Annotated in this window: 24 protein-coding genes and 9 tRNA genes; 24 read left to right on the top strand and 9 right to left on the bottom strand. The window is 37.9% G+C overall.

All coding sequences use genetic code 11. The features are described 5' to 3' along the window. Positions 1-37: 37 nt before the first annotated feature. Positions 38-847 carry a DUF1853 family protein gene (locus tag PCI70_RS05200; protein WP_269914275.1) on the bottom strand — a complete coding sequence of 270 codons (810 nt, stop codon included), beginning with the start codon at positions 845-847 and terminating at the stop codon, positions 38-40. Between the two features lie 32 nt (positions 848-879). Between PCI70_RS05200 and PCI70_RS05195 the strand changes: the two genes are divergently transcribed. The 10 genes from PCI70_RS05195 to PCI70_RS05150 all read left to right on the top strand — a co-directional run bounded on the left by PCI70_RS05195 (position 880) and on the right by PCI70_RS05150 (position 2655). Next, positions 880-1272, top strand: coding sequence for a YbaN family protein (locus PCI70_RS05195; protein WP_269914274.1), 393 nt, complete (start codon positions 880-882; stop codon positions 1270-1272). Continuing rightward, positions 1247-1747: a cell wall-recycling L,D-carboxypeptidase ElsL gene (gene elsL / locus PCI70_RS05190; protein ID WP_269914273.1), complete on the top strand. Its 501-nt coding sequence runs from the start codon at positions 1247-1249 to the stop codon at positions 1745-1747. Before PCI70_RS05195 ends, elsL begins: the two co-directional genes overlap by 26 nt. Before the next feature lie 100 nt (positions 1748-1847). Beyond that, positions 1848-1923 (top strand) — tRNA-Val (locus PCI70_RS05185). A gap of 24 nt (positions 1924-1947) precedes the next feature. Next, a tRNA-Asp gene (locus PCI70_RS05180) sits at positions 1948-2024 on the top strand. A 27-nt stretch (positions 2025-2051) separates the two neighbouring features. Next, positions 2052-2128, top strand: a tRNA-Asp gene (locus tag PCI70_RS05175). 16 nt (positions 2129-2144) lie between these two features. After that, positions 2145-2220: transfer RNA gene (locus PCI70_RS05170), tRNA-Val, on the top strand. 39 nt (positions 2221-2259) lie between these two features. Beyond that, positions 2260-2336, top strand: a tRNA-Asp gene (locus PCI70_RS05165). A gap of 32 nt (positions 2337-2368) precedes the next feature. After that, positions 2369-2444 (top strand) — tRNA-Val (locus PCI70_RS05160). A 41-nt stretch (positions 2445-2485) separates the two neighbouring features. After that, a tRNA-Asp gene (locus tag PCI70_RS05155) sits at positions 2486-2562 on the top strand. A gap of 17 nt (positions 2563-2579) precedes the next feature. Then, a tRNA-Val gene (locus PCI70_RS05150) sits at positions 2580-2655 on the top strand. Between the two features lie 54 nt (positions 2656-2709). Here PCI70_RS05150 and PCI70_RS05145 read toward each other — a convergent pair. From PCI70_RS05145 to PCI70_RS05130, 4 genes are all read right to left on the bottom strand, one after another. Further along, positions 2710-5079 (bottom strand): sulfite reductase flavoprotein subunit alpha, encoded by a 2370-nt coding sequence (locus PCI70_RS05145; RefSeq protein WP_269914272.1) that lies wholly within the window; start codon positions 5077-5079, stop codon positions 2710-2712. A 106-nt stretch (positions 5080-5185) separates the two neighbouring features. Beyond that, positions 5186-5746 (bottom strand): hypothetical protein, encoded by a 561-nt coding sequence (locus tag PCI70_RS05140; RefSeq protein WP_269914271.1) that lies wholly within the window; start codon positions 5744-5746, stop codon positions 5186-5188. A 38-nt stretch (positions 5747-5784) separates the two neighbouring features. After that, a complete protein-coding gene (yccS, locus tag PCI70_RS05135) occupies positions 5785-7866 on the bottom strand; it encodes a YccS family putative transporter (RefSeq protein ID WP_442865156.1) in 2082 nt (693 codons plus the stop codon). A gap of 77 nt (positions 7867-7943) precedes the next feature. Further along, complete coding sequence (locus PCI70_RS05130) at positions 7944-8597, bottom strand: nitroreductase (RefSeq protein WP_269914269.1); 654 nt, start codon at positions 8595-8597, stop codon at positions 7944-7946. Positions 8598-9012: 415 nt separating this feature from the next. On the opposite strand from PCI70_RS05130, the gene PCI70_RS05125 reads away from it, so the two are divergent. Together PCI70_RS05125 and PCI70_RS05120 are read left to right on the top strand one after the other, a co-directional pair. Next, entirely contained in the window at positions 9013-10440 is a 1428-nt protein-coding gene (locus tag PCI70_RS05125) for an alanine/glycine:cation symporter family protein (RefSeq protein WP_269914268.1), read from the top strand. A gap of 104 nt (positions 10441-10544) precedes the next feature. Then, positions 10545-10621 (top strand) — tRNA-Met (locus tag PCI70_RS05120). Positions 10622-10694: 73 nt separating this feature from the next. On the opposite strand, the gene PCI70_RS05115 is transcribed toward PCI70_RS05120, so the two are convergent. Beyond that, positions 10695-12308 carry an NAD+ synthase gene (locus PCI70_RS05115; RefSeq protein WP_269914267.1) on the bottom strand — a complete coding sequence of 538 codons (1614 nt, stop codon included), beginning with the start codon at positions 12306-12308 and terminating at the stop codon, positions 10695-10697. 141 nt (positions 12309-12449) lie between these two features. Here PCI70_RS05115 and PCI70_RS05110 point away from each other — a divergent pair, with 141 nt between their 5' ends. Continuing rightward, a complete protein-coding gene (locus PCI70_RS05110) occupies positions 12450-12890 on the top strand; it encodes a type IV secretion protein Rhs (RefSeq protein ID WP_269914266.1) in 441 nt (146 codons plus the stop codon). Here the strand turns inward: PCI70_RS05110 and nadC are convergent. Together nadC and PCI70_RS05100 are read right to left on the bottom strand one after the other, a co-directional pair. Next, positions 12881-13723, bottom strand: coding sequence for a carboxylating nicotinate-nucleotide diphosphorylase (nadC, locus tag PCI70_RS05105; RefSeq protein WP_269914265.1), 843 nt, complete (start codon positions 13721-13723; stop codon positions 12881-12883). The genes PCI70_RS05110 and nadC overlap by 10 nt on opposite strands. 63 nt (positions 13724-13786) lie before the next feature. Further along, positions 13787-14692: an NUDIX hydrolase gene (locus PCI70_RS05100; protein WP_269914264.1), complete on the bottom strand. Its 906-nt coding sequence runs from the start codon at positions 14690-14692 to the stop codon at positions 13787-13789. 153 nt (positions 14693-14845) lie between these two features. On the opposite strand from PCI70_RS05100, the gene nadA reads away from it, so the two are divergent. The 11 genes from nadA to bioD all read left to right on the top strand — a co-directional run bounded on the left by nadA (position 14846) and on the right by bioD (position 25021). Next, the gene (gene nadA / locus PCI70_RS05095; protein ID WP_269914263.1) at positions 14846-15808 is read left to right on the top strand and encodes a quinolinate synthase NadA; all 963 of its coding nucleotides are present in this window, start codon (positions 14846-14848) and stop codon (positions 15806-15808) included. Next, on the top strand, positions 15805-17256 hold the full coding sequence (nadB, locus tag PCI70_RS05090; RefSeq protein ID WP_269914262.1) for an L-aspartate oxidase: 1452 nt from the start codon (positions 15805-15807) through the stop codon (positions 17254-17256). The genes nadA and nadB overlap by 4 nt, the downstream gene beginning before the upstream one ends. A gap of 217 nt (positions 17257-17473) precedes the next feature. Beyond that, the gene (locus PCI70_RS05085) at positions 17474-18169 is read left to right on the top strand and encodes an oligogalacturonate-specific porin KdgM family protein (RefSeq protein WP_269914261.1); all 696 of its coding nucleotides are present in this window, start codon (positions 17474-17476) and stop codon (positions 18167-18169) included. A gap of 73 nt (positions 18170-18242) precedes the next feature. Then, on the top strand, positions 18243-18968 hold the full coding sequence (locus tag PCI70_RS05080; protein ID WP_269914260.1) for an acid phosphatase: 726 nt from the start codon (positions 18243-18245) through the stop codon (positions 18966-18968). 109 nt (positions 18969-19077) lie between these two features. Further along, on the top strand, positions 19078-19788 hold the full coding sequence (locus PCI70_RS05075) for an acid phosphatase (protein ID WP_269914259.1): 711 nt from the start codon (positions 19078-19080) through the stop codon (positions 19786-19788). Positions 19789-19810: 22 nt separating this feature from the next. Continuing rightward, positions 19811-20581, top strand: a complete 771-nt coding sequence (locus tag PCI70_RS05070; protein WP_269914258.1) for an acid phosphatase — start codon at positions 19811-19813, stop codon at positions 20579-20581. A 36-nt stretch (positions 20582-20617) separates the two neighbouring features. Next, a complete protein-coding gene (locus PCI70_RS05065) occupies positions 20618-21250 on the top strand; it encodes a hydrolase (protein WP_269914257.1) in 633 nt (210 codons plus the stop codon). A 49-nt stretch (positions 21251-21299) separates the two neighbouring features. After that, complete coding sequence (gene bioA, locus PCI70_RS05060; protein WP_269914256.1) at positions 21300-22556, top strand: adenosylmethionine--8-amino-7-oxononanoate transaminase; 1257 nt, start codon at positions 21300-21302, stop codon at positions 22554-22556. After that, a complete protein-coding gene (locus PCI70_RS05055; protein ID WP_269914255.1) occupies positions 22549-23685 on the top strand; it encodes an 8-amino-7-oxononanoate synthase in 1137 nt (378 codons plus the stop codon). Before bioA ends, PCI70_RS05055 begins: the two co-directional genes overlap by 8 nt. After that, positions 23676-24392 (top strand): malonyl-ACP O-methyltransferase BioC, encoded by a 717-nt coding sequence (gene bioC / locus PCI70_RS05050; protein WP_269914254.1) that lies wholly within the window; start codon positions 23676-23678, stop codon positions 24390-24392. The genes PCI70_RS05055 and bioC overlap by 10 nt, the downstream gene beginning before the upstream one ends. Next, the gene (bioD, locus tag PCI70_RS05045; RefSeq protein WP_269914253.1) at positions 24392-25021 is read left to right on the top strand and encodes a dethiobiotin synthase; all 630 of its coding nucleotides are present in this window, start codon (positions 24392-24394) and stop codon (positions 25019-25021) included. Before bioC ends, bioD begins: the two co-directional genes overlap by 1 nt. 28 nt (positions 25022-25049) lie before the next feature. Here bioD and rluB read toward each other — a convergent pair whose 3' ends face one another. Next, on the bottom strand, positions 25050-25982 hold the full coding sequence (gene rluB / locus PCI70_RS05040) for a 23S rRNA pseudouridine(2605) synthase RluB (RefSeq protein ID WP_269914252.1): 933 nt from the start codon (positions 25980-25982) through the stop codon (positions 25050-25052). Positions 25983-25999 lie beyond the last annotated feature (17 nt).

The raw sequence follows: 25999 nt of genomic DNA, 5'->3' as shown, positions 1-25999 counted from the left end.
TTCTTACCTCACCACCAAGATTACTCAATTTTTCCGTTTAAAATGTATTCAAATTGTATCGAAACATATAAAAAAAGTTTTGTTCAGCATTGCAGTAAAGCCCGTCAGTCCACCAATAAGCATTACCAGAACTTTGGGTTTCATTTGGAATAATCCATTCTTGGCGTTGCAAACGATAAAGATGCGCAACAGGCTTGTTTCCCCAAAAACCTGTTCTTCTAGAAGTATTTAGCCAATCAGGTATATCAAATTTTTGTTGATAGGGTAGGTAAAGCTGTCCTTTCATCACAGCATATTTTTTTTGAATAATATGTTGCTGTGTATGTGAAAATTGAAATTGACGCATCGTAAAGTGTTGTAACTTTTTATACAAAGTATCACTACGGTTTAGACCAAACCAACCCTGTGCTTCTGCCAAATAATATTTAAGTGCAACTTCCCAGTGCTCAATTTCTTCTGTTTGCTTATTTAAAATTAAAAAATCTAACTCACCTAACGTTCTTGCACCCTCAATTTGTTGAAGACTGTGTCCTAATACGTGGTAACAGTGATAATCTTCATCTTTTAGCCAAAACCATAACAACATTTCAAAACGCAAACCTAAGCGGGTACTTTTAAGAGAACTTAAAAACTCAATCAGCTCAGTCGGGTCTTGATCTAAATATTCTAGCCTTACTTGATAGCGTTCAAATTGATCTTTCCAAAATGTGCTGGTATGCCAATCAAACAGATGTTCTCGGCATACATCGTTCGGCATTGTATTTATAATATTAGGACTTGCAATACAAAAAGCAAGTTGACGCACACACGCATGTTTGTACTGTGTCCATGGTTCAAAAAAATCCATACCAAAGCTCATTGCTACATTCAGGTTTAACTATGAAAACATTATTTTGGCGCAGTTTAGTGGTTATTTTTATTATTCTTGCTGTCATAGGTGCAATTTTACCAGGTATGCCAACTACCGTTTTTTTAATCTTAGCTGGATGGGCAGCATCTAAAGGTTGGCCAGAAGTAGATGAATGGTTACTTAATCATCCTAAATATGGAACTACACTTAAACAATGGCGAAAGCATGGCACTGTGCCTAGAAAAGCAAAATATTGGGCAACTGCAATGATGGCGATAAGTGCAGTTTTGATGATTTATACAAATGCGCCATTGCCTGTTAAAATTTTTACAGATGTAACTATGCTGATCGTGGCAATATGGTTATGTACACGTCCTGAACCTCTAAAGGAAAAAGATGAAAAATCCCACAGTTTTGATTGATTTAGCAACGCAAACACTTCATGTTCCAAAATATAATAAAACTTTCAAAATATCTTCGGGGCTAAATGGTATTGGCGAAGCAGAAAATAGTGGAAAAACACCTCGGGGATGGCATTGTATTGAACAAAAAATTGGACAAGATACGCCTGTAAATACAGTATTTATCGGTAGACAACCTACAGGTGAGATTTATTCTGAACAACTAGAATTACAATATCCAAACCGAGATTGGATACTCACACGTATTATGTGGCTCAAAGGATTAGAACAAGGTTTTAATGCAGGCGAAGGGTGCGATACCTATCAGCGTTATATTTATATTCATGGGACACCAAATAATCAACCCATGGGAGTTGCTCAATCTCATGGGTGTATTCGGATGCATAATCAAGATCTATTAGAACTATTTGATATCATTAATGAAAAAGAAACCGTCTATATTGCTGAAAATTTAGCTAAAAAAGCTATTTTTTAATCACTTAGATAAAAAAAACCATAAACCTTTGCAAAAGCGTTTGACACTGTGCATAGATTCTCTATAATGCACCTCACAAACGATGAAGACGTTAGTTAAAGGGTGCTTAGCTCAGTTGGTAGAGCGTCTGCCTTACAAGCAGAATGTCGGCGGTTCGATCCCGTCAGCACCCACCAACCTTTATTGTGAAATCTTTTAGGGCAGCGGTAGTTCAGTTGGTTAGAATATCGGCCTGTCACGCCGAGGGTCGCGGGTTCGAGTCCCGTCCGCTGCGCCATTTAAGATTTCAGTTGTTCTATAAAGTGCAGCGGTAGTTCAGTTGGTTAGAATATCGGCCTGTCACGCCGAGGGTCGCGGGTTCGAGTCCCGTCCGCTGCGCCATTTTATAGAAAACATCGGGTGCTTAGCTCAGTTGGTAGAGCGTCTGCCTTACAAGCAGAATGTCGGCGGTTCGATCCCGTCAGCACCCACCATAACCTTAAAAGTTTCAAACTTTACTTTTAAGTGATTATGCAGCGGTAGTTCAGTTGGTTAGAATATCGGCCTGTCACGCCGAGGGTCGCGGGTTCGAGTCCCGTCCGCTGCGCCATTTTAAAGTTTAACCTTATCGGTAGCGATAAAGGGTGCTTAGCTCAGTTGGTAGAGCGTCTGCCTTACAAGCAGAATGTCGGCGGTTCGATCCCGTCAGCACCCACCAGACCTTATCAAAAGATTTTATGTTTTTCTTTTGAGTGATATGCAGCGGTAGTTCAGTTGGTTAGAATATCGGCCTGTCACGCCGAGGGTCGCGGGTTCGAGTCCCGTCCGCTGCGCCATTAAAAACATAGATATAGGGTGCTTAGCTCAGTTGGTAGAGCGTCTGCCTTACAAGCAGAATGTCGGCGGTTCGATCCCGTCAGCACCCACCATTAATTCCGAGATTAAGCTCGGTTTTTTTATGCCTAAAAAATGGTACTAGTTGCCTAGTACACATCTCTTTTATAGCGTTGAGTTTGTCTTAATTCATCTAGCGTATCTTGTCCTAAAATTTTAATCAGTGTGTTTTCTACATCCGTTGCCATACCATTAATACTTCCACACACATAAATGATGGCGCCATTTTTGATCCACTGTTGTAGTGTTATAGCGTTTTCAAGTAATTTATGCTGTACATAGTGTTGAGTATCTCTAGAAAATGCAGTTTCTAATTTTAAATAGCCTAAATTTTGCCAATTTAAGAGTTTATCTTTAAAGAAAAAGTCCTGTTGCGCTTGGCGTTCACCAAAAAACAACCAATTTTGTTGGTAACCTTTTTGGATACGAGTTTCTAATAAGCTTAATAACCCAGAAATACCCGTACCATTACCAATTAAAATAATAGGTCTGTTGTCCTTAATTAGATGAAAACTCTCATTGGTACGAATTCTTAAATGTATTGTATCTTTGGCATAAGTACATAACCATTGAGAGCCTAGCCCGAACTCGTGTAAACGAACGACAAGCTGTAAATAGCCTTGCTGTGGAATACTTGCAATGGAGTACTCACGTATTGGTAGGGGTTTGAGCTGATTTAGAGGTATATTTTTTTCAAGTTGACGATCTTTTAAAAAATTATATTGTTGAGGGTCGATTTGATGCTGTTGCATAAACTTTATAATGGCACGGTTACTGTTTTCGGGTTGGATTTGTGCAATATCACCTGCTTGCCATAGTTCATCATTTTGAGTTTTAAGTTGAATACTATATACAGGGCGACCTACACTATCAGGATTAAGAACCTCTTGATGTATGAGTTTCCATGGATCAAATGTTGGTGTTTGATCAGGTATTTGAAATTGAGTATGTGTAACATGCGCAATAGATTCATGCCAAAGCTTATTATTGAGTTCTATAAGTTCAAATAGTGGTAATGCACCACAGCTTTCTAACCATGTATTAAGGGTATGTCCAAAAGCACAAAATGTTTCTGGATAATCATGTGATCCAAGTGCTAAAACAGCATATTCAACATGTGACAAATCGACTTGTTGTTTTAAGATGGTTTTTACAAAATTTTTACTTAAGTCAGGCGGTTCACCTACACCATAAGTGCTTACGACAAACAAAACTTTTTGTGCATGTTTAATATGCTCCAAAGTTGTTTTATGCAAAGATTGCGTAATAACATTTTGTTTTGCTTGTTGTAATTGTACGGTGGTTTGCCATGCAATTTGTTCGGCTGTACCTGTTTGAGAAGCATACAAAACATGCCATGTCGGTGCATCAAATGTAGTGTTTAACGTTGGCTTTTGAATTTTTGGCTTTCTTCTTTTAAGATACAGCATCCAACCTGTAATAAAAAAGAGAGGCATTGTCAGTGCAGACAACATGGCAAAAACGTGCCAAATCGGTCCATAAAAGCTTCCGCGATGTACGGGGAGCATACTAGTCATAATTTTTTCATTGAGCCCTTTTTGTTCATACAGTTTAGTATTTTCAAACGTTTGTGTGAGAACATTAAAAGTAGAGGTGTTTTTTGCTCGTTCATGCTGAGGGGTAGGATCGACAAAGCTGACTTCGACTTTGTTGTTTTTTGGCACATTCAGCGTAACACTAGAATAATTAAATTGAGTATGTTGCCATGCTTGGTTTAAGTCAGTTTGTACCTGAGTAAGCGGTGGTAAAGGTGTTGATGGTTCTTTTTGCATTGGTGTACGTTGTACTTGTAATACGCTGAACATGCCGCTGCGCCACCAATCGTAAGACCAAAATAGTCCTGTTAGGGCAAAGTTGAGATAAAAAATGAGCACCCAAGTGCCAATTACAGCATGTAAGTCCCAAATAAAATTTCGACCTTTAAGTTTAGGTTTAATTAAAAACCATTGTTTAAAGGAATGTTTTTTAGGAAAACGAAGATATAGCCCACTGAGTAAAAAGAAAATCAAAGCAAATGCACAAAACCCTGTAATTTGTTTCCCAATTTCTCCCATCGTAAGTGTACGGTGAAAATTAAGAATAAACTTAAAGAACTCCTGTCCTTTTACCTCAGGTAATACTTCGGCTGTGTAAGGATTTACCATTATATTTCGCCCTTTACGGTTACCTTCTTGTTTTACATTAATAATAGAAGAAGCCGTTGGATCTTTAAAAATAGTCACGTTATTCACATGCTGTTTTTCAAAAGTGGTATAGAGCTGCGCTGGCGTAAGTTTGGGAGTTTGTTGTGCAACAACCACGTAGCTTTGAGGGTTAATTGCTTTTAGGATTTGTTGGTCGTATGAATAAATAGCGCCAGAAACGCCCATTAAAGACAATACTAAACCTGCAGTGATCCCTAAAAACCAATGCAGTTGGAACAGAATTTTTTTGAACATAGCAATAACAAGCACAATCAGACTCGCTGATTATAAATGCGAATGTTATTCTTTTACAAATAATAATATTTATCAATAAAAAAACTCCCAAGATGGGAGTTTTGAATTAGACTTTTTTGGCTTCGCCAACCGATTGTTTTAAATGTTTGCGAATAGTGCCAAATGAAAAATTATTGCTATCCATACGCTTAGGTAGAATATAAGCACCTTGTTGTCCTTTTACTTTAAAGTTGATAAGTAAAAAGTCAGGTGTATCGTACCATTCGTACATATCTTTCCAACCAATAGAGCCAACGCCTTCTTGCATACCCACTTTTTGACGCATGACTAAACCACTAGGTTGTACGCCTAAACGAATATTTTGGATATCTTGAACTGGAAATTCTTGCATCTTGCGTTTTACATACCATTCTAAGCCGTATTTACGGATCAGTAGGTAAATAGCAACACAGGCAATAGCAACCCAACAAAATACAGTTGAGTAATTTTTAATAAACACAAGACCTAAAATAGCAACTAGGAGCACTGCACCCATAATTGCCCATGCTTTTGTGCCAATTTTATTGGTGCTACGCCAAATAGTCAGTTGAGCATTACGTTGCTCTGCTTCAGACACTTCGTATTTTACAGGTTGTAAAGTGTAAGCATATAAGTTTTTAGCGTTCATAATTCATCGTAAACATTTTAGCATGTGGTTATCTTACCTTAAATTGAGCCAAATGTGGTTTCGTCTGCATCAATGTAATTCAGGTTTTGTTTGAGCGTACATAGTTGGTTAAGGATACCTAGCATTAGCGACAGCTGTTGTAGAACAATAAACGCATCATTTTGTTCAAGATAAGCTTTGAGTTTTTGCACACTTAGGTTGGGTGTTTCGTCATATAAAAGTGCGCGCTGAATGTCTATTACAGCAGTATCTAAAAGCTTTAAAGTGTGCGGGTCTTGTATTTTTTCGCGGTGAGCACCTAAGGCAGCAATATAGCTAAGTAGAGTATGGCTTAAACACAAAAAATCAAAGGCTAGGTTTTTATAGCTTTGATCTAAGTCAGGTTCTGTAGCAAGTGTTGAAATTACAGAAGCAAGTTCTGCATCACTATTGTGTGCTGCACGTCTTATAACTCTATAATTAAGATTATTGTTTTTACCAAGGTGGTATTGGCTGGCAATTTCCTTTAAGTAGTCGCATTGTGCTTGAAGCGTTTTTTTAATATTGCGTGGTAAGCGTCTGAATTTCCAATCAGGAAAAATAAAAGTTACCCCAAGCCAAGCAAAAAAACAGCCAATAAGTGTATCTAACATACGTGGGAATACCGCAGCGTAACCTAAGCCACCATCTAAGTTAAAATTAATAAGCGCTAAAATGGTAATGAAAGCTGTGGCTTGGGCATATTGTTGGCTACGAAGTTCAAAAAACAAAATACCACTGATCACTAATAATATGAGTTGTCCTTCGACCGAAGGAATAAAATGTAAAATAGCAAAACCGACGACAATACCAATGAGTGTGCCCAAAATACGTAAACGAAGCCGTCTTTTTGTGGCATTAAAATTAGGTTGACTCACAAAAAGTGCAGTCAGTAATACCCAAAATCCGTATTTGATGTCGGTGATTTGAATAAATAAATAACAGGTAAACAAAACAATAGATAGCCGAATAGCATGTCTAAATAACACAGACTCAGGCGTTAAGTTTTGTTTAATCCGTGATTTAATATCAACCCAACCTTTTAAATCATCGTCTTTGAGTTGTTCGTCTAGTTTTATATCTTCAAATTCACTTTCTAAATTACGTAGTTGGGCATCAATAGATTTTAGATTTTTATATAAAGATGAGAGCGCATTTGTCCAAATAGGGTGATGTGGATAATCGATACTCAAATGTTCTAACGAAAGTTTTAAGTTGTCAAACGCTTGGGTAAAACGCAGGTTATGTTGGTAGGCTTTGTTTTTAAGTATATGACGGCTTAAGTCTTGGCAGGCTTTTGCTTGTAGTGTGAGAATACGTTGGAATCTAAATAAAATATCGCTATGTTTAAAGTGCTTTGCTAGTTTTTGGTAGTCAATATGCGCTGAATTAGCACGTTCGTGAATATCTTGAGCAACAAAATAATATTGTAATGAACGTCGTGTGGCTTTGCGTCCACGATCTCCTTTTAAACGAGTGAGAAGTGCTGTTTTCATCTCATTAAATAATGAAATGAGTTTGCCATTTTCTAACGATAAATCAATCATGCTTTGGCGGTAGCTTTTTACCGTCATATCCACATCAAACAGATTAGATTTTGCAAACAAAAAATCGCCTAATGAAGCGTAGCTTTTGGCAAGTTTTTCTTGTACAGGGCGTACAGGAGCAATTAAAAAGCTAATGGTTGATAAAATACCGTACCAGATTGCGCCAATCACCAACAAAATAGGTTGTAAATACCATTCTTCAAAGAGATGGACACCCAACATGCTGTAAACAGAAACAACTAAACAGCCATAAGAAATTGTGGCATAACGCCGACCTAATGAACCTAATAAAATCCATGCTACACAGGCAAATAGCAAACTAATTGCAAAAACAACAGGATAAGGAAATAAAAATTGAATTGCGCTAGAGGCAATAAAAAATCCAATATAGGTATAGAGCTGATTTAAAATACGAATGGTAAAGCGGTCATCAATATCGCTTAAACCTGCGGCAACAACACCAAGGGTAAGTGGAATAGTTGCCATTTGTAAATGTAAAAAGTAAGGCACAAATGCAGTGCCACAAAAAGCGATGCCAATACGGATGTTATACATTAAAGCGGTATTGCGCCGAAACCCAAGATCCAAAGATGTACCCTTACCTCATCACGACGATTTATTATACTGTGTTTTTAGTCATAAAAAACGGTAAAGTTTTCAACTGGCTCACGTGGGGTAACCAGTGTATTTACAATATGATTTGGGTCTGCATAGCCAAGACAAACAGTACAAACAAGCTCTTCGTCATCATGTGCATCAAGCTCTTGTAATACAATTTGATGATATTGGTTCCACGCGGCTTGAGGGCAAGTGTCTAAACCATACTGTTTTGCCATTAATAGGACATTTTGAATCATCATTGCTGTGTCCATTTTAGCGCCAATTCCCATTATTTTATTAATGGTAAAAAACAAAGCGACAGGGGCATCAAAAAATTTAAAGTTGCGTTGTTGTTGGGCTATCATTTTGTCTTTATCACCTCGTTCTATACCCAACAACCCATACAGACTCCAACCATTTTGACGACGTCGCTCAATAAACGGTGAGATCCACTGCTGTGGGTAATAAGAAAAAGTTTCGTGGTGGTCGTTAGGATTTGCATTACAGACAAGTTCACTAATACGATCACGCGTTTTTCCACTTACGACATACACTTTCCATGGTTGTGTATTTGTACCTGATGGGGCAAATCGTGCAAGATCTAAAATAGAGTGAATAGTTTTTGAATCAATAGGTTGTGGTAAAAAAGCCCGAACGGAATGACGTTGTTTAATTAAGTTTTCCATTATTTTATCGTTTATAACTATAATTGAAGTGATTCAATCTTATAATGTAGAGTAAAATTGTTTCAACTCTTATCAGGCTTTATACTAAAGTAATAAAAAATAAGTAACTGATAATAAAAGATAAATAATATTTTTAAGCAAAATTTAATGTACAGGAACAAAGAACATAGTAAAAGAAAGTTTAAAAATGCTACACTCGCAAACCGCAAGGATATGCGAAATAATTTTGTTTAAAGCATTGTATGGGTATAATTGCGTGTTTTTTTGTATCTAATTTACAAAAAGTTTTCTTCTCAAAAATTGGCTAGAGGATACCTTATTGTGTACATAGCACGATAATCAATGCTCGTTTAATATTTTGACTCATAGTGCTTTGCATTATGTAGCCATGTTTTATATAAGGACGGACGTCTGAATGAATCAGGAAATACTCAAAAACTGGGTTGAGCACTTGAATAGCCCACTGTGGAGTTTTTTGCTTGTATTCTTACTTGCGGTAGGAATTATCTACACCATTTTTACAGGTGGTGTACAAATCAGAATGTTTCTCGAAAGTATTCGAGTAATGAAAGGTAGCCGTGGAGAGGGTGAAGTACAAACTCAAGGTTTAACACCTTTTCAGGCGTTCGTGACAGGTCTTGCTAGTCGTGTTGGTGTAGGTAATATTGGTGGTGTTGCATTAGCAATTACCATTGGTGGCCCAGGCGCTGTATTTTGGATGTGGGTAACTGCACTGATTGGTATGAGCTCTGCATTTGCTGAATCTTCTTTAGCACAGTTATTTAAAATACGTGATCCAGAAACAAAACAGTTTCGTGGTGGTCCTGCTTACTACATTACGTATGGTTTAAAGAGTAAGGTCTTTGGTGCTGTGTTTGCCATTGCAATGATTTTAACCTATGGCTTGGTATTTAACTCACTACAAGTGAATGCCATGGTGAGTGCATCATCACACGCTTGGGGTTTAAATCCGAGTTGGGTAGGGATTGTTGTTGTGGTTTTGACTGCGATTGCAATTTTTGGTGGTATTAAACGTATTGCACGTTTTGCCGAGATGTTTGTTCCTTTAAAAGCAGGTTTATACCTTGGTTTGGCAATTTATATTGCTTTGATCAATTATCAAGAAGTACCACATGTATTTGGCTTAATTTTCTCAGAAGCATTTAAATTTGATGCTGCTGCAGGTGGTTTTTTAGGTGGTATGGTGTCTGTAGCAATGATGCAGGGGATTAAACGTGGTTTATTCTCAAATGAAGCAGGTATGGGTTCTGCACCCAATGCCGCTGCTGCATCAGATGTGCCACATCCTGTAAACCAAGGTTTAGTACAAATGCTAGGTGTATTTGTAGATACATTTATTGTATGTACAAGTACGGCAATGATTATCTTAATTTCTGGTGTGTACAAAAATACAAGTGATGTCGGTGTAAAAATCACACAGCATGCACTTGAAACACAGCTTGGAAATTGGGGTGGCGATTTACTTGCAATCTTACTTTTCTTATTCTGTTATTCTGCGGTATTAGGTAATTATGCATATGCTGAAGGTAACTTACAGTTCTTAAATAGTAACCGTAAAGTGATGTTTGTGTTCCGTATTATTGTGCTGATAATGGTGTATTTTGGTGCTGTATCAGGTGCGCAATTGGTATGGGATTTAGCAGATCTTTCTATGGGTATTATGGCAACTTTAAACTTAGCGGCAATTTTGCTGTTAATGCCATGTTTACTTATTTTGCTGAAAGATTATCGCCGTCAACAAAAAGCAGGGGTTAAAGATCCTGTATTTAAACTTGATGATCATCCAAAGTTGAAAAAGAAAATAAATTCAGATATTTGGTAATAAAAAGCCTCCATTTTGGAGGCTTTTGAATATTTGGTGATCAAGCAAAACAAAAAGTGGTTGACGGTTTATCAATATCTATAGATAATGCACGCACAGTTTACGGCTATGTAGCTCAGTTGGTTAGAGCACAGCACTCATAATGCTGGGGTCACAGGTTCGAGTCCAGTCATAGCCACCATTTTATAAACCTTGCTCTCAGCAAGGTTTTTTTTTGACTTAAAAAAAGCACCCCTTTAGGGGTGCCGTTGATTTTAGACGCCAGCTTTCCAGCCATTTACAATTGGGTAACGGCGTTCGCGTCCAAATGCGCGTGGACTAATACGAGGTCCAATCACACCTTGACGGCGTTTATATTCGTTGCGATCAACAAGCGCAATTACCTTTTCAACAGTCTCTTTATCGAAACCTTTTGCAATAATATTTGCTTGGCTTTGATCTTCTTCAATGTAAGCATACAAGATAGCATCTAATACATCGTAAGCAGGTAAAGAGTCTTGGTCTTTTTGGTCTGGACGTAGTTCTGCAGAAGGTGGGCGAGTAATTACACGTTCTGGAATAACAGGTGCAATGCTGTTACGGTACTTTGCTAGTTCAAAAACAATCGTTTTATAAACATCTTTAAGAACGGCAAATCCTCCCACCATATCACCGTAAAGCGTACAGTAACCCACGGCAAGCTCAGATTTATTGCCTGTAGAGAGTACAAGATTACCGAATTTATTGGATAAGCCCATCAATAAGGTACCGCGTGCACGTGCTTGTAAGTTTTCTTCAGTTGCATCAGCAGGCGCATCGCCAAAGAATGGATATAGTGTCTGTAAGAAGCTATTTACAATATTTTCAATTGGCGTTACTGCAAATGCCACGCCTAAGGTTTTTGCTTGAGCTGTTGCATCTTCAACACTAATTTGTGCGGTATAGGTATATGGCATCATGACTGCTTGTACACGCTCTTTGCCTAGGGCATCTACAGCAATTGCAAGTGTTAATGCTGAGTCAATACCACCTGATAAGCCAAGAATAACGCCTTTAGCACCTGAACGTTCTACGTAGTCACGTGTGGCAAGCACTAAGCCTTGATAAATCTCAGCCATGGTACTTAAGCTTTCTTGCGGTTTAATTGGCTTAAATTGTGCATTTTCAAACTCGACAATATAAGTTTCTTCTTTGTAGCTTTCGGCTTTAAGAATAAGTTGACCTGTTTTATTCACAATAAAACTTGAGCCATCAAAAATTAAATCGTCTTGTCCACCTACTTGGTTATTGTAGACCAAGTTGATGTTAAGCTGTTTTGCAAGCTCGCTTAAGGTTTCAATACGGTGCTGCGGTTTACCTACTTCATAAGGTGATGAGTTCAATACTAATGCTGTGTCAATATTGAGTTTTGCAAGTTGCTGTACGGTGTTGATATTCCATACATCCTCACAAATAAGTACACCAAATTTATGTTCTAAATATTCAAAAATAAGGTGCTGATGACCTGCACTAAAGTAACGTTTTTCGTCAAATACGCCATAATTAGGTAAATTTTGTTTGTTATAAATACCAAGTACTTCGCCATCTTTCATCACGGCAGCGGCGTTGTAACGTTGTCCATCGGGAGAGTGTTGTACAAAACCAAATACCATCACAATATCTTTGACTGTTTTTAATTCAGTAAATGCATGTTCGGTACGTTTTTGTAAGCTAGGACGTAAAAATAGATCCTCTGCACAGTAACCAATTAAGCTCAGTTCGGGAAAAATCACCAAATCTGCACCTTGCTGTTTTGCATGGTTCGCTTGTGCAATGATTTTTTGCGCGTTATGTTCTATATTGCCATTGTCTGGAGAAAATTGAGCAAGTGCAATTTTAAAGTTTTTCATTGAACTAAAATCCTATTCCTATAGGGCTTACAATCAGTTGATTTATCCATTTAATTATTCAACGATTTGTAGTAAATAACGAAGTCTTTGATACTATATACGAAACTGTTAATAGATTAAGCCTAAAACAAAAAAATTTTTATGAGACTTATTGTAAAGCGCCGTAAACTCACTTTAGGTGAGCGTGAAATTGCTCAATTTGTTTTTAAAAATCACTTGATATTAGATGATATTGAGCTAGTGGCACATCGCCTTATTTTAAAAGGATATGTGATGAGCCCAAATGGATGTATTTATTTTAATCCACAAGATTGGATAGAGGATTTTTCTTTACACTCTGTTGCAAAACAATCTTGGTTAGTACATGAGCTTGTGCACGTATGGCAAATTCAACAAGGCATTAAGGTGGTGAGAGGTGCATTGTTTGATCGCCGTTATCGGTATGTGATTGAACAAGGGAAGCAATTTTTAAATTATGGTATTGAGCAACAAGCCCAAATGGTACAAGACTACTTTATTTTAGCAAAACAAGGTCAGGCATGCGTAGACCTTGCGTCCTGTATTCCTTTTATTCAGAGATAATCTAAACCAATATCAATGTAAGATGCGCTATGCGTTAAGTAACCCATCGCTAAAAAATCGACACCTGTTTGAGCCACTTCTACCAAATTAGAGGGGTTTAAACCGCCCGAGGCTTCTGTTTGAGTACGTCCACGACACAGCTCAACAGCTTCTGTGAGTTGGGCAGTTGACATATTATCTAATAAGACCAAAGACACCCCTTCATTTAGGACAATTTTGAGCTGTTCTAAGGTATCAACTTCAATTTCAATAGGAATTAGATGTCCTGCATATGCTTTTGCTTGTTGGATAGTTTGTACAATGTTGCCACCTGATAATGCAATATGATTATCTTTAATTAAAATCGCATCATCTAACCCCATGCGATGATTACGACCGCCACCTACGCGTACTGCATATTTTTGTAAAACTCTCAATAAAGGTATGGTTTTGCGAGTACATGTAATTTTTGCTTTTGTATGAGAGATTTGATGTTGTAATTGATGGGTTTGTGTGGCAATCCCTGTAAGATGGGTGAGAAAGTTGAGAGCTGTCCGTTCTGCACTCAGCAATGTATAAGCTTGACCTTCTACTGTAGCCAATATAGTACCTTTTTTAATGGGCATACCATCTTGAACTGTAGTGGTAAATTGAGCCCCCATCTCGTTAAAACAAAGTCGAGCTAAATCCAAACCGCACAAAATACCTGCTTCTCGTGCAACTATATGTAACTTTGCTGTGCGTGTATGGTGAATAACTGCTTCGGAAGTAATATCACCTCTACGCCCTAAATCCTCTTGTAAGGCTTGTTGAACCATTGGGCGAATCATGATATCGGGTAAGCTATAATTCATATGATAAATCCTTTTTATACTCATAATGAGTATATATAAGATTTAAAATCAATATGCAATATTTTAAGGCGCGATTTTGGGGAGTTTAGAATGAGATAATAAATATTCTTGCAATATCTTTTGGTTAAAACGATACAGTTGAGCGGGACGTCCACGTGCAACAATAGCCTCTTTGCCTGTTGCTTCTAAAAGATTTTGGTTTTGCATTAAGCGTCTAAAATTTTGTTTATGTAGTTCAATCCCTGTGAGTGTTTCAATGCTTTTTTGAAGTTGTAAGAGTGTAAATTCATCAGGTAAAAGTTCAAAAATGACAGGACGGTATTTAATTTTCGACCTTAAACGCGAAATTGCAGTCGCTAAAATACGACGGTGATTGTATTGCATTGGTTGACCAATAAATTTGGTATCAAGCTGATATGCAAAATAAGGCGACTCTTGAACAAGTCCTGCTTCATATAATAATTCGTAGCGTAATAACGTATTTTCTTCTAACCAAAGATAGTCATTTAATCCCCAACATAAAGAAATCCGTTCTAAACGGTGCTGTCTTAAAACTGTATTGGGGGCGCTGTCTGCCCAATAGGTCAGTTGTTTGAGAAGAGGTGTATGATCTGCATATTTAAAATTTTCCCATGGAAAATAATCATACCAATCATGCCATTTGGCATCGAGTTCTAAAATAGTCTCTTCTGCCTCTTTTACTAATCCTAAATAACTAATGTAAATAAAAGGTGCTTGGGCTGAGCGCTCCATATCTACAAATGTATAAAGTTGTTCAATATAACCTAAAGGTTGTTGTGTTTGTTGTTTCACCCATGCACGTGCACCTGCTTGTAAGGAATGGTGTACAGGTGTTATAGGACCTGAAGGTAATAAACGTCCCTGGTCGATGGTTAGAATTCGGGCAGAGAAGTTGGTAATTGCAATAAGTACAGCAACCACTTCTGTGTTTGAACCTAAATTTTGCATTATTTCTACAGTTTAAATGAAAGGGATTATTGTAATTGATGATCTAACAAGATGAATGATGTTTTAAAGCTAAAAATAGTAAAAAGGGGATTGAATTATTATACTCAATATGAGCATAATTAAGTAAAACTTAGGCATATTAGTGCAATTTGTATGGATACAATCAGTTTAATTAAAAGAGAATTGAAGCAACAGGGTGCTGTTTTAGTTGCACATTACTACGTAGAACCTGAAATTCAGGATCTTGCTTTAGAAACAGGAGGCATGGTAGGTGACTCTTTAGAAATGGCAAAGTTTTGTAAAATACATACTGCAAAAACATTGTTAGTGGCAGGTGTGCGTTTTATGGGTGAGACAGCAAAAATACTTAGCCCAGAAAAAATAGTATTGATGCCCAATTTACAAGCCACTTGTTCTTTAGACATTGGTTGTCCTGCAGATGAGTTTGCCAAGTTTCGTGCGCAACATCCAGAATGTACCGTTGTGGTTTATGCCAATACCAGTGCAGAAATTAAAGCACAATCAGATTGGGTTGTTACCTCTTCAATTGCAAAAAAAATTATTACGCATTTACATGCGACAGGGCAAAAGATTTTGTGGGCACCTGATCGTCATTTAGGTACATATCTAAAAGAAAAGACAGGTGCAGATATGGTGCTTTGGCAAGGGTCTTGCGTGGTGCATGATGAGTTTAAGGGTGAAGAACTTGCATATACAAAACAAAAATATCCCAATGCACTTGTACTTGTTCATCCAGAATCACCTGCTGAAGTTGTTAAACATGCCGATGTTGTGGGTTCAACTAGCCGTTTACTCAGTGCAGTATCTGAGTTTAGCAATGACACGTTTATTGTAGCAACTGACCAAGGAATTTTGCATGAGATGAAAAAACAAGAACCTACAAAAACGTTTATTCCTGCACCCACTGCAGGTAAAGGGGCAACATGTAAATCGTGTGCATTTTGCCCTTGGATGCAAATGAATTCGTTAGAATCTTGTTTGGAGGCACTCCAATACCAATCGCAGCATGAAATTTTGCTTGAACCACAGTTAATTGAGCGTGCATCAAAACCTATTTTAAATATGTTGCAGTTTGCACAGCGAGTAAATCTATGATGGATTACGACGTTATTATTATTGGTGCAGGTTTGGCAGGACGTACAGTAGCTTTATCTTTGCCTGATACATTCAAAGTTGCCATTCTTGCCAAAGAAAATTTAACAGAATGTGCAAGTTATTATGCCCAAGGTGGAATTGCAACGGTTGTAGACGCCACAGATTGTATAGAGAGCCATGTACAAGATACGTTGGTAGCAGGGGCGGGGTTGTGTTGCGAAACAAATGTTAGGTCTATTTTAGAGCAAGCTCCTGAAGCTTTAAAATGGTTAAAAGCACAAGGTGTTATATTTGATGAAGATATCACCCATGAGGGTGGACATCAGCATCGTAGAATTAGTCATGTTGCAGATTACACAGGACGTGCTGTTTTAGAAAAATTAGCTGTACACAATGTCATTAAGTGTAAAGTGATAGAATTGCTAGTTAAAAATGGACAGTGTTATGGCGTACAAACAACACAAGGTGAAATGACAGCACGTCATGTGGTTTTAGCAACAGGTGGCGTAGGCCAAATTTTTAGCTGTACCACAAATCCACGTACAGCCACAGCAGATGGTGTTGCGCTTGCATTAAAGGCAGGTTGCCAAGTGGCTAATATGGAGTTTATTCAGTTTCATCCCACGGCATTAGTACTAAGAGGTGCTTCTCATTTTTTAATTTCAGAGGCATTACGTGGTGAAGGTGGAATTTTAAAAAATGCTTATCAGCAGCGTTTTATGTTGGCGTATGACTTACGTGCCGAACTTGCACCTAGAGATATTGTTGCACGTGCTATTGAGCGAGAAATTAAACTTACAGGTGCTGTTTATCTAGATATGACGCATTTAGATGCAAATTTTATTCAGCAACATTTTCCTCAAATTTATACACGGTGCTTGGCATTAGGTCTAGATATAACAAAGCATCCTATTCCTGTTGCCCCTGCTGTACATTATAGCTGTGGCGGTGTACTTACAGATGTTTTAGGACATACTCAAGTTAAACATTTATATGCAGTTGGTGAGGTTGCTTGCACTTACTTACATGGTGCAAATCGTTTAGCCAGTAATTCATTACTCGAATGTGTAGTGATGGGGCGAAATACTGCACAAGATATTATTGAGCAGCAAACTTATAGTATAAATCTTGTGCCCTCTGCATTTTTGATTGAATATCATTTAAATATTGAACAAGCAGAAAAAATTGCGTTTTCAATAGAGCATCTACAACAATGGATGACACGCTTTTTTGGAATTGTCCGTTGTGTAGCTGAACTTAAAAAACTCTATATACAACTTATATATTGGTATCAAGCGACGCCGTCTCAAGATGAGCTAATTACTGCTTTGGCAATGGTGCAAAGTGCCTTACAGCGACAAGAAAGCCGAGGTACACATTTTAATCAAGACTATCCTCAAATTTCTTCTGTACCCGTTCATAGTATTATTGGTTTTAACTCTAAGTGAAAATAAGAATTATTTGTGATTAAGTTAAGTAAGATAAATATATGAAATCTACAAGTAAGTGTAGTTAAAAGAAATAAAAAAATATATTAAGATAAAAATGGTAAAAATAAGTCTTTAATATTTCATTAGAAATATTTTTTTTGTATAATGCGCCAAATTTTAGAATAGCACTTTGGCTATTTTGTTTTTTTTTCTTCAAATTGTTGCTTTGAATTTTATGATACGTCGTTTGTTATTACCTGTTGTTTTGGTCTGTGTCGTACCAAGTACTTATGCGTTTGATGTCGGATACTCACATACTTATGAGGATTATAGTAAGAAAAACTATGATCAAATTAATTTAAGCCATACATTTAAAAATAATGTCACCACAACATTTGAAATGCGTGGGAAGTCAGAAGAATATGCAAATGGAAAGCAAGGAAAGGCGCTATCAAATGTAGATTTGGTAGAAACGCATTATAAAGTTAAATATAAATATCGTTACTCAGACCGTCTTACAATTTCACCAGATATGGGGTGGGATCATTACCATAAAAAAGAAACTGAGCGTTATAAAGTCCGTGTTGGTTTTACCTATAACCTCACACCGCAATTCCAAGTCTATAATAAATATCGTTACGACTACTTTACAAATAAACATGCAAGTAACTTTGATTACTACACCATCGAATTAGGTTTAAACCAAAATGTAGGGAATTGGGGTTTAACCTATGGTTATGATCAATACTACACATCACGTAATTATATGTACGATAACCAGTATGTTGATTACAAAGTAAAGTTTGCGGCTGAATATAAGTTAACACCAAACTTCAAACCCTATTTTGAAATTCGTAATGAATGTTATAAAAATTATCTTTCTCAGCGTCAAACAAACGTTGAAGTTGGTTTTAATTACAAATTTTTCTAACTCTTAATATTAAGAGCAACCCAACGGCAAAAGTAAAATTTTGCCATCGGCCAATCAAAGTTACGAGATTGTAATGTCAGTAAAAACTTATTTATGTGCAGTACTTGCTGCAGTTGCTACATCATCTACTTTTGCTTCTTCAGAAAAAGGTGATTCTTTTTTAACTTTAGAACAAACGCCAAATAGTCTTGCTTATATTCCAGAACCACCAACATTTGACAGTGTTGCGTTCATGCGTGATAAAGCAGCATTTGATGCAGGGCGTATGTTAAAAGGAACACCACGTTGGGATGAGGCAACTCGTGACTCAAACCTGTCTGATGCTGAAATTGCAAAACCATTTAGCGAAGCATTTGGAATTGAAATTTCGCCAACCAATACGCCTGTAACCTACAGCATCATCAAAAAATTACGTACAGATGGTGTAGGTTATGCAACAAAAGTGGCGAAAAATCACTATATGCGTATTCGCCCATTCATGTTCTTTAATACAGGTACATGCACGCCAGATTGGGAAGAAGATTTACGCAAAGGTGGTTCTTATCCATCGGGTCATACCACATTTGGTTGGGCAACTGCGTTAATTTTGGCTGAAATTCGTCCTGATCGCCAAGAAACAATTTTAAAACGTGGCTATGAGTATGGGCAAAGCCGTGTCATTTGTGGCGCACATTGGCAAAGTGATATTGATGCAGGACGTATGACAGGTTCGGCAGAAGTGGCACGTTTACATGCAGACCCACAATTTATGAAAACGTTAGAAGAAGCAAAACGCGAAATCCATAAAAAAATGAAATAAAATAAAAGCCCTCTAATGAGGGCTTTTTTCATCATACTGTCAAAAAAATGTCACAGTAGTGTCAAAAAATATTTGTATATTGTGTGCAAACCTAAATGTATGCAATATCATGAATTTTAAAAAAATCTTAATGGCAATGTTCGTTGCAACCACATCTTATAGTACGTTTGCAGACTCATTTTTAACCTTAGAGCAAACCCCCGATAGCCTTGCATATGTTCCTAAACCACCTGCGTTTGATAGCGTTGATTTTTTACGTGATAAAGCTGCATCTGATCAGGCAAGAACGTTACAAGGCACACCACGTTGGCAACAAGCCATTCAAGATGCAGACTTATCTGATGCCAATATTGGTAAGCCATTTTCTGAAGCATTGGGTATAGAAATTTCTGCAACTAATACGCCAATTACGTACGACTTACTCAAAAAATTGCGTACAGATAGTGGTAACTTTGCAACAAAAGCAGCAAAAGAGCATTACATGCGTATGCGCCCATTTGTATTTTTTAATACGCACTCGTGTACCCCCAATGATGAAGCAAGTTTAAGTAAAAATGGTTCGTATCCATCAGGTCATACCACCATTGGTTGGTCTACTGCATTGGTGTTGGCAGAGTTACGCCCTGAACGTCAAAACGAAATTTTAAAACGCGGTTATGAATTTGGACAAAGCCGTGTGGTTTGTGGTGTGCATTGGCAAAGTGATGTAGATGCAGGACGTATGACAGGTGCAGCAGAAGTTGCAAGATTACATGCAGATGCTAACTTTATGAAAACATTAAAAGAAGCAAGACTTGAGCTACAAAAGAAATTAAAATAAACGTTTTTGACTGAGTTGTTGTATGTCAGTAAAAACATGCTTAATGGCACTTGCGCTTTGTGGTTCTTTGGCTCATGCAGATGAACCTTCTTTTCTAACTCAAGCGCAAACGCCAAATAGTTTAGCAATTTTACCACCACCACCTGCCTTTAATAGCGTGGCATTTTTAGCAGACCAAGCCGCATTTGATGCAGGACGTATGCTCAAAGACACACCACGTTGGGAACGTGCTAAAAAAGATGCAGAGTGGAGCGATGAGAGTATTGGCGAACCGTTTTCAGATGTTGTGGGTGTTGAAATTTCTGAAAAAAACACACCAATTACTTATGCATTATTAAAAAATATCCGTACAGATAGTGGCTCATTAGCAACCAAAACGGCAAAGCAACATTATAACCGTATGCGTCCCTTTGTATTTTTTAATACCGAAACTTGTATGCCTGAAGATGAACATTATTTGCGTGGCAATGGCTCATATCCATCAGGGCATACTACGATTGGTTGGTCAACTGCATTAATTTTGGCGGAAATTTTACCTGAACGTCAAAACGAAATTTTAAAGCGTGGTTATGACTATGGTCAAAGCCGTGTGATTTGTGGTGCACATTGGCAAAGTGATGTAGATGCAGGGCGTATGATGGGGGCAGCAGAAGTGGCACGTTTACATGCAGATCCTAAATTCATAAAAATGCTGGCTGATGCCAAAAAAGAGTTAGAAAAAAAGAAGTCTCTTAAGCCTGTTTTTTTATGTGGTGACGAAGACTTTAGACAAAAAGCACAATCAAAAAAATAAACTACGTTAGAATGTACCTATTTTTCACTGAGTTGTATGATGAACGTACTGCTAATTACAGGGTGGGGAGTAGGTACAGCACCTTTAAAACCATTACAACACGCATTAGAACAATATTTTACAGTAGAGCTTGTAGAACCTTACGATGATTTAACCCATCAAGCACAAATGGCAGATCTTTTAATTGGATGGTCTTTAGGTGGGCAAATTGCGATTGATTTAGGCGTAAAATTTCATAAAAAAGTGATTACCTTAGCAAGTAATCCATGTTTTGTACAAAATAAAAATTGGCAAACTGCCATGCCTCAAATGCAATTTGAAGCTTTTAAACAAGGTTATTTGACCCATCCAGAAAAAACACTCAAGCAGTTTTATTTAAATGTTTCTAAGGGGCAAGCTAACCCTAAAGCATGTTGGCAACATCTTTTAGAAATTGCCAATCCGCCAAGCGATGAAAAACTAAAAAAAGGTTTACAACAGCTTGAACAGCTTAATCTGGTTGAGCAAGCTAAGCAGCTTGATGCACTCCATATTCATGCCGAACACGATACGTTAGTGCCACGTTCTATCCACCAACAACAATTTAACAATGTGGGGCATGCGTTTTGTGTATTTGAGGTCGAAAAAACCGTTCAAGCAATTTTGATGTATCTCGCAATGGCATCCTAAATAAAAAAAAATTAAGATGGTTTAACCAAAACCACAGGACGACAACAGGATGGCAGATCAATTTGATGCCAAACATCTATGGCATCCGTATACTTCTATGCTTAATCCATTGCCTACGTTTAAAGTAAAAAAAGCGTACGGTGCAACGATTGAGCTTGAGGATGGCACAACATTGATTGATGGGATGTCGTCTTGGTGGTGTACCATTCATGGCTATAATCATCCTGAACTAAATCAAGCGGTAAAAGATCAGCTTGAGCAGATGTCGCACATTATGTTTGGTGGCTTTACGCATGACCCTGCCATAGAGTTGGGTAAGCTATTATTAAAAATTACACCACCACAGCTTGATAAAATTTTTTACGCCGATTCGGGCTCTGTCGCGGTAGAAGTTGCTTTAAAAATGGCGGTACAGTATTGGACATCGCAAGGGCAAACGCAAAAGACTAATTTTGTGAGTACGCGTTCGGGCTATCATGGGGATACATGGAATGCGATGTCGGTATGTGATCCTGTCACAGGGATGCATCAAGTGTTTGGTTCTTGTTTGCCTATTCGTCATTTTGTACCCGCACCGTGTGCGACGTTTAGCCCTGATGAGCTTAATCCGTTAAAAGCATTATTTGCCGAGCATCACCAAAGTATTGCAGGGTTTATTATTGAACCGATTGTACAAGGTGCAGGCGGTATGCGTTTTTATGACCCTGAATATTTGCGCCAAGTGAAAGCATTATGTGAGCAATACAATATCCTTTTAATTTTTGATGAAATTGCCACGGGGTTTGGGCGTACAGGTAAGTTATTTGCTTGGGAGCATGCACAAGTACAACCCGATATTATGTGTATGGGTAAAGCCCTGACAGGTGGTTACATGACCATGTCTGCAACGCTGACTACACAACACATTGCCGAAACCATCTCAAAAGGTGAGGCAGGGGTGTTTATGCATGGTCCTACTTTTATGGCAAATCCGCTTGCTTGTGCTGTTGCATTAAAAAGTACACAACTTTTACTTGCACAAGATTGGCAAAAAAATATTGAACGTATTTCTACAACATTAAAACAGCATTTACAGCCATTGGCGGTGTTAGATACCGTACAAGATGTGCGTGTATTGGGTGCTATTGGTGTAGTTGAGCTTAAAAAAAATGTGGATATGGCAACCTTACAGCAAGTGTTTGTAAAACGTGGAATTTGGGTGCGTCCATTTGGCAAATTGGTGTATGTGATGCCACCTTATATTATTGCCGATGAGGAGCTAAATTATTTACTCACACAGTTGGTTGAGGTCATACAAGATGCTTGATTTTTACGCACAACAACTTGATACGCTCAAACAGCAAGGCAATTTTAGACAGTTTACGCAAAACCATCAAACAGATAAATGGATTACGATTGAACAAAATAAAATGCTCAATTTGTCATCTAATGACTATTTAGGGCTAGCTTCAAATACCGAGCTTAAAACACAATTTTTACAGCAATCGAACAGTTATTTAAGTAGCTCATCATCGCGTTTACTCACAGGTGATTTTGCTGAGTACGAAGCGTGTGAAGCTAGTTTATCTAAAGCATTTAATGGGCGTTCGGCACTGTTATTTAATAGTGGCTATCACATGAATATTGGCATACTCCCTGCCATTTGTGATAATAAAACGTTAATTTTGGCAGACAAACTTGTGCATGCCAGTATGATTGATGGCATTCGTTTAAGTACGGCAAAATATGTGCGTTACCGCCATAACGATTTGGCTCATCTTGAAAAATTAATTGAGCAAAACCACGATACATACGAGCGTATTGTGGTGGTGACTGAAAGTATTTTTAGTATGGATGGTGATGAAACAGATTTAAGTGCTTTGGTTGCCATTAAAAATAAATTTAGCCGTGTAATGTTGTATGTGGATGAAGCGCATGCCATTGGCGTACGCGGTACAAAAGGGTTAGGTTGTGCCGAGCAATATAACGTGCTTGATGAGATTGATTTTCTAGTGGGCACATTTGGTAAAGCATTGGCATCTGTGGGTGGCTATTTAATTTGCCATTCTATTATTCGAGAATTTCTGATTAATACCATGCGACCCCTCATTTTTAGTACGGCACTACCACCGTTGAATATAGCATGGACACAATATGTGTTTGAGCATATGCAAACCATGCAAAAACAACGTGCACACCTTCAAAATTTAAGTGATTCGCTACAACAACATGTACTAGAAAAAGGCTACCAAAGCCCATCAACTAGCCATTTGGTGCCTGTGATTGTGGGAGAAAGTACGCTTGCAGTACAAAAAGCCAAAACCTTACAGCAGCAAGGGTTTTATATTATGCCTGTACGCCCACCTACTGTGCCTAAAAATAGTGCACGGTTAAGAATTTCGCTCAGTGCGTTAATACAACATCAAGACCTTGAGCCATTGATTAAATGTCTATAAATAAAACGCAAGTGAAACAACGCTTTGCACGAGCAAAACAAAGCTATACACAACAGGCAATTGCTCAGCAACAAATCTGTGATCATTTGTATACCTTGACCATGCAATATGCACCGTTTAAGCAAGTGTTTGAAATTGGCTGTGGCTCGGGTAATTTAACATATTTACTTGCACCTCATGCTCAAACTTATATTGCCAATGATTTATATGCAGATGTAAAAGAGTTTTTACCTCAAGGCGTTCAAACCTATATTGGCGATGCCGAACAGGTTGATTTTCCACAAGCAGATTTAATTGTTTCTAGCTCTGCATTGCAGTGGATGAATTTACCTGTTGTATTGCAAAAAGCACAGGATGCACTTGTGAGTCGTGGTTGGTTGTGTGTTTCTACTTTTGGTACACAAAATGTGCAAGAAGTAAAAGCCTTAACAGGACAAGGGCTTGAATATTATTCTAAACAACAGCTTTGTGACTTGTTTGACCAATACGGTTTTGAGGTGTTGCAGGCAGAAGAACAAACACTTGTTTTAGAGTTCGATACGCCGTTGGCTGTGTTACATCATTTAAAAGAGACAGGCGTGACGGCAAATCAAGCCAATTTTAGATGGACAAAACAGTCACTGAAACAGTTTTGTGAGCAGTATCAACAACGTTATCAAAACAAATTAACTTATCACCCTATTTATTTGATTACACGGAGAAAGTAATGAGCGTGTATTTTGTAAGCGGTATTGATACTGAAATTGGAAAAACATACGCCACAGGTTATCTTGCAAAAACGTGGCAAACATCTTCAATTATTACGCAAAAGCTAATCCAAACAGGCAATGTTGATATCTCTGAGGATATTGAAAAGCATCGTGAAATTATGGGTACAGGTTTTTTTGAGCAAGATCATCAAAAACTCACCATGCCTGAAATTTTTAGTTATCCTGCATCGCCACATTTAGCTACGCAAATTGATGGAAGAGAGATCAATTTTGAGAAAATTGAGAAAGCAACCCAAGCACTAGAACAGCAATTTGATGTGGTTCTGTTAGAAGGTGCAGGCGGTTTGATGGTTCCTTTAACAGAACAAAAGCTGACTATCGATTATGTTCAAGAAAAAAATTACCCTGTTATTTTAGTTACATCAGGGCGATTAGGCAGTATTAACCACACATTATTGAGTTTGGAAGCTCTTAAAACGCGTGGCATTGAATTATTTGCCATCGCGTATAATTTAAAAGATGAGTCTAAAAACAAACTTATCTCTGATAGTACGCAACAATATTTAAAAAATTATGTTGCACAGCATTTTCCAAATGCACAGTGGATGAATATTCCTGTGATATAAAAAAATGCCTCAATTGAGGCATTTTTTCTTAGCGATTATTGTTATTGCGCTTCATGCCAAATGGACTACGTGGCGTATTTGAACGTGGTTGTTGGTTTTGTTGCTCACCATCTTCATCACGGCGTTGCTGACGTAAGTAACCACCACGGCGTGCTGCCATTGGTTTTTCAGTCATACGTTCCGCACGGCGTTTTGCCATACCAAAGAGACCTGTACCTTGACGTGGCTTTAACTCAACAATTTTAGTTAGGTTATCAATGTCTTGCTTATCAAGTTCAGTCCAGCGACCTGTACGAAGCTCACGCGGTAAAATCACAGAACCATAACGTGTACGTAATAAACGGCTTACTTTTAACCCTTGTGATTCAAATAAACGACGTACTTCACGGTTACGCCCTTCTTTTACAACCACTTGATACCAACGGTTGATCCCTTCACCACCTAAATCAGAGAATGACTCAAATTTAGCAGGACCATCATCAAGTTCTACACCTTTTAAAAGGGTTTGACGCATTTGTGGTGTTACTTCACCCATTACACGTACCGCATATTCACGTTCTACTTCGTTAGAAGGGTGCATCAAGCGGTTAGCTAACTCACCATCGTTTGTGAACAATAATAGACCTGTACTGTTAATATCTAAACGTCCTACCATTACCCAACGATCGTTTGGAATTTGTGGTAAACGTTCAAATACTGTTGGGCGTTGTTCTGGGTCATTACGTGAACAAATTTCACCTTCAGGTTTGTAGTAAACAATCACACGGCGACGAATTTCATCTTCTAACTGAAATTGTACACGGCGACCATCAATACGAAGTTCATCGTTTTGTTCGATACGTTCGCCCACTTGTGCAATTTTACCATTTACGCTCACACGTCCTGCGGCAATTACTTCTTCCATATAACGACGTGAACCTAAACCGACACGCGCTAAAACTTTTTGTAACTTTTCACTCATAACAGCATAACCTTAGA

The organism is Acinetobacter sp. HY1485, assembly GCF_027568475.1.
In the GTDB taxonomy this organism is placed as follows: domain Bacteria; phylum Pseudomonadota; class Gammaproteobacteria; order Pseudomonadales; family Moraxellaceae; genus Acinetobacter.
This window is presented reverse-complemented; position numbering and strand designations above follow the sequence as displayed.

Coding starts and splice junctions, on each gene's coding strand:
- PCI70_RS05125 (WP_269914268.1), top strand. CDS start 9,013: ATGAATCAGGAAATACTCAAAAACTGGGTTGAGCACTTGAATAGCCCA.
- PCI70_RS05110 (WP_269914266.1), top strand. CDS start 12,450: ATGAGACTTATTGTAAAGCGCCGTAAACTCACTTTAGGTGAGCGTGAA.
- nadC (WP_269914265.1), bottom strand. CDS start 13,723: ATGAATTATAGCTTACCCGATATCATGATTCGCCCAATGGTTCAACAA.
- PCI70_RS05115 (WP_269914267.1), bottom strand. CDS start 12,308: ATGAAAAACTTTAAAATTGCACTTGCTCAATTTTCTCCAGACAATGGC.
- PCI70_RS05200 (WP_269914275.1), bottom strand. CDS start 847: ATGGATTTTTTTGAACCATGGACACAGTACAAACATGCGTGTGTGCGT.
- nadA (WP_269914263.1), top strand. CDS start 14,846: ATGGATACAATCAGTTTAATTAAAAGAGAATTGAAGCAACAGGGTGCT.
- PCI70_RS05130 (WP_269914269.1), bottom strand. CDS start 8,597: ATGGAAAACTTAATTAAACAACGTCATTCCGTTCGGGCTTTTTTACCA.
- PCI70_RS05070 (WP_269914258.1), top strand. CDS start 19,811: ATGTCAGTAAAAACATGCTTAATGGCACTTGCGCTTTGTGGTTCTTTG.
- bioD (WP_269914253.1), top strand. CDS start 24,392: ATGAGCGTGTATTTTGTAAGCGGTATTGATACTGAAATTGGAAAAACA.
- PCI70_RS05085 (WP_269914261.1), top strand. CDS start 17,474: ATGATACGTCGTTTGTTATTACCTGTTGTTTTGGTCTGTGTCGTACCA.
- bioA (WP_269914256.1), top strand. CDS start 21,300: ATGGCAGATCAATTTGATGCCAAACATCTATGGCATCCGTATACTTCT.
- PCI70_RS05140 (WP_269914271.1), bottom strand. CDS start 5,746: ATGAACGCTAAAAACTTATATGCTTACACTTTACAACCTGTAAAATAC.
- bioC (WP_269914254.1), top strand. CDS start 23,676: ATGTCTATAAATAAAACGCAAGTGAAACAACGCTTTGCACGAGCAAAA.
- PCI70_RS05080 (WP_269914260.1), top strand. CDS start 18,243: ATGTCAGTAAAAACTTATTTATGTGCAGTACTTGCTGCAGTTGCTACA.
- PCI70_RS05100 (WP_269914264.1), bottom strand. CDS start 14,692: ATGCAAAATTTAGGTTCAAACACAGAAGTGGTTGCTGTACTTATTGCA.
- PCI70_RS05055 (WP_269914255.1), top strand. CDS start 22,549: ATGCTTGATTTTTACGCACAACAACTTGATACGCTCAAACAGCAAGGC.
- elsL (WP_269914273.1), top strand. CDS start 1,247: ATGAAAAATCCCACAGTTTTGATTGATTTAGCAACGCAAACACTTCAT.
- yccS (WP_442865156.1), bottom strand. CDS start 7,866: ATGTATAACATCCGTATTGGCATCGCTTTTTGTGGCACTGCATTTGTG.
- PCI70_RS05195 (WP_269914274.1), top strand. CDS start 880: ATGAAAACATTATTTTGGCGCAGTTTAGTGGTTATTTTTATTATTCTT.
- nadB (WP_269914262.1), top strand. CDS start 15,805: ATGATGGATTACGACGTTATTATTATTGGTGCAGGTTTGGCAGGACGT.
- PCI70_RS05075 (WP_269914259.1), top strand. CDS start 19,078: ATGAATTTTAAAAAAATCTTAATGGCAATGTTCGTTGCAACCACATCT.
- rluB (WP_269914252.1), bottom strand. CDS start 25,982: ATGAGTGAAAAGTTACAAAAAGTTTTAGCGCGTGTCGGTTTAGGTTCA.
- PCI70_RS05145 (WP_269914272.1), bottom strand. CDS start 5,079: ATGTTCAAAAAAATTCTGTTCCAACTGCATTGGTTTTTAGGGATCACT.
- PCI70_RS05065 (WP_269914257.1), top strand. CDS start 20,618: ATGATGAACGTACTGCTAATTACAGGGTGGGGAGTAGGTACAGCACCT.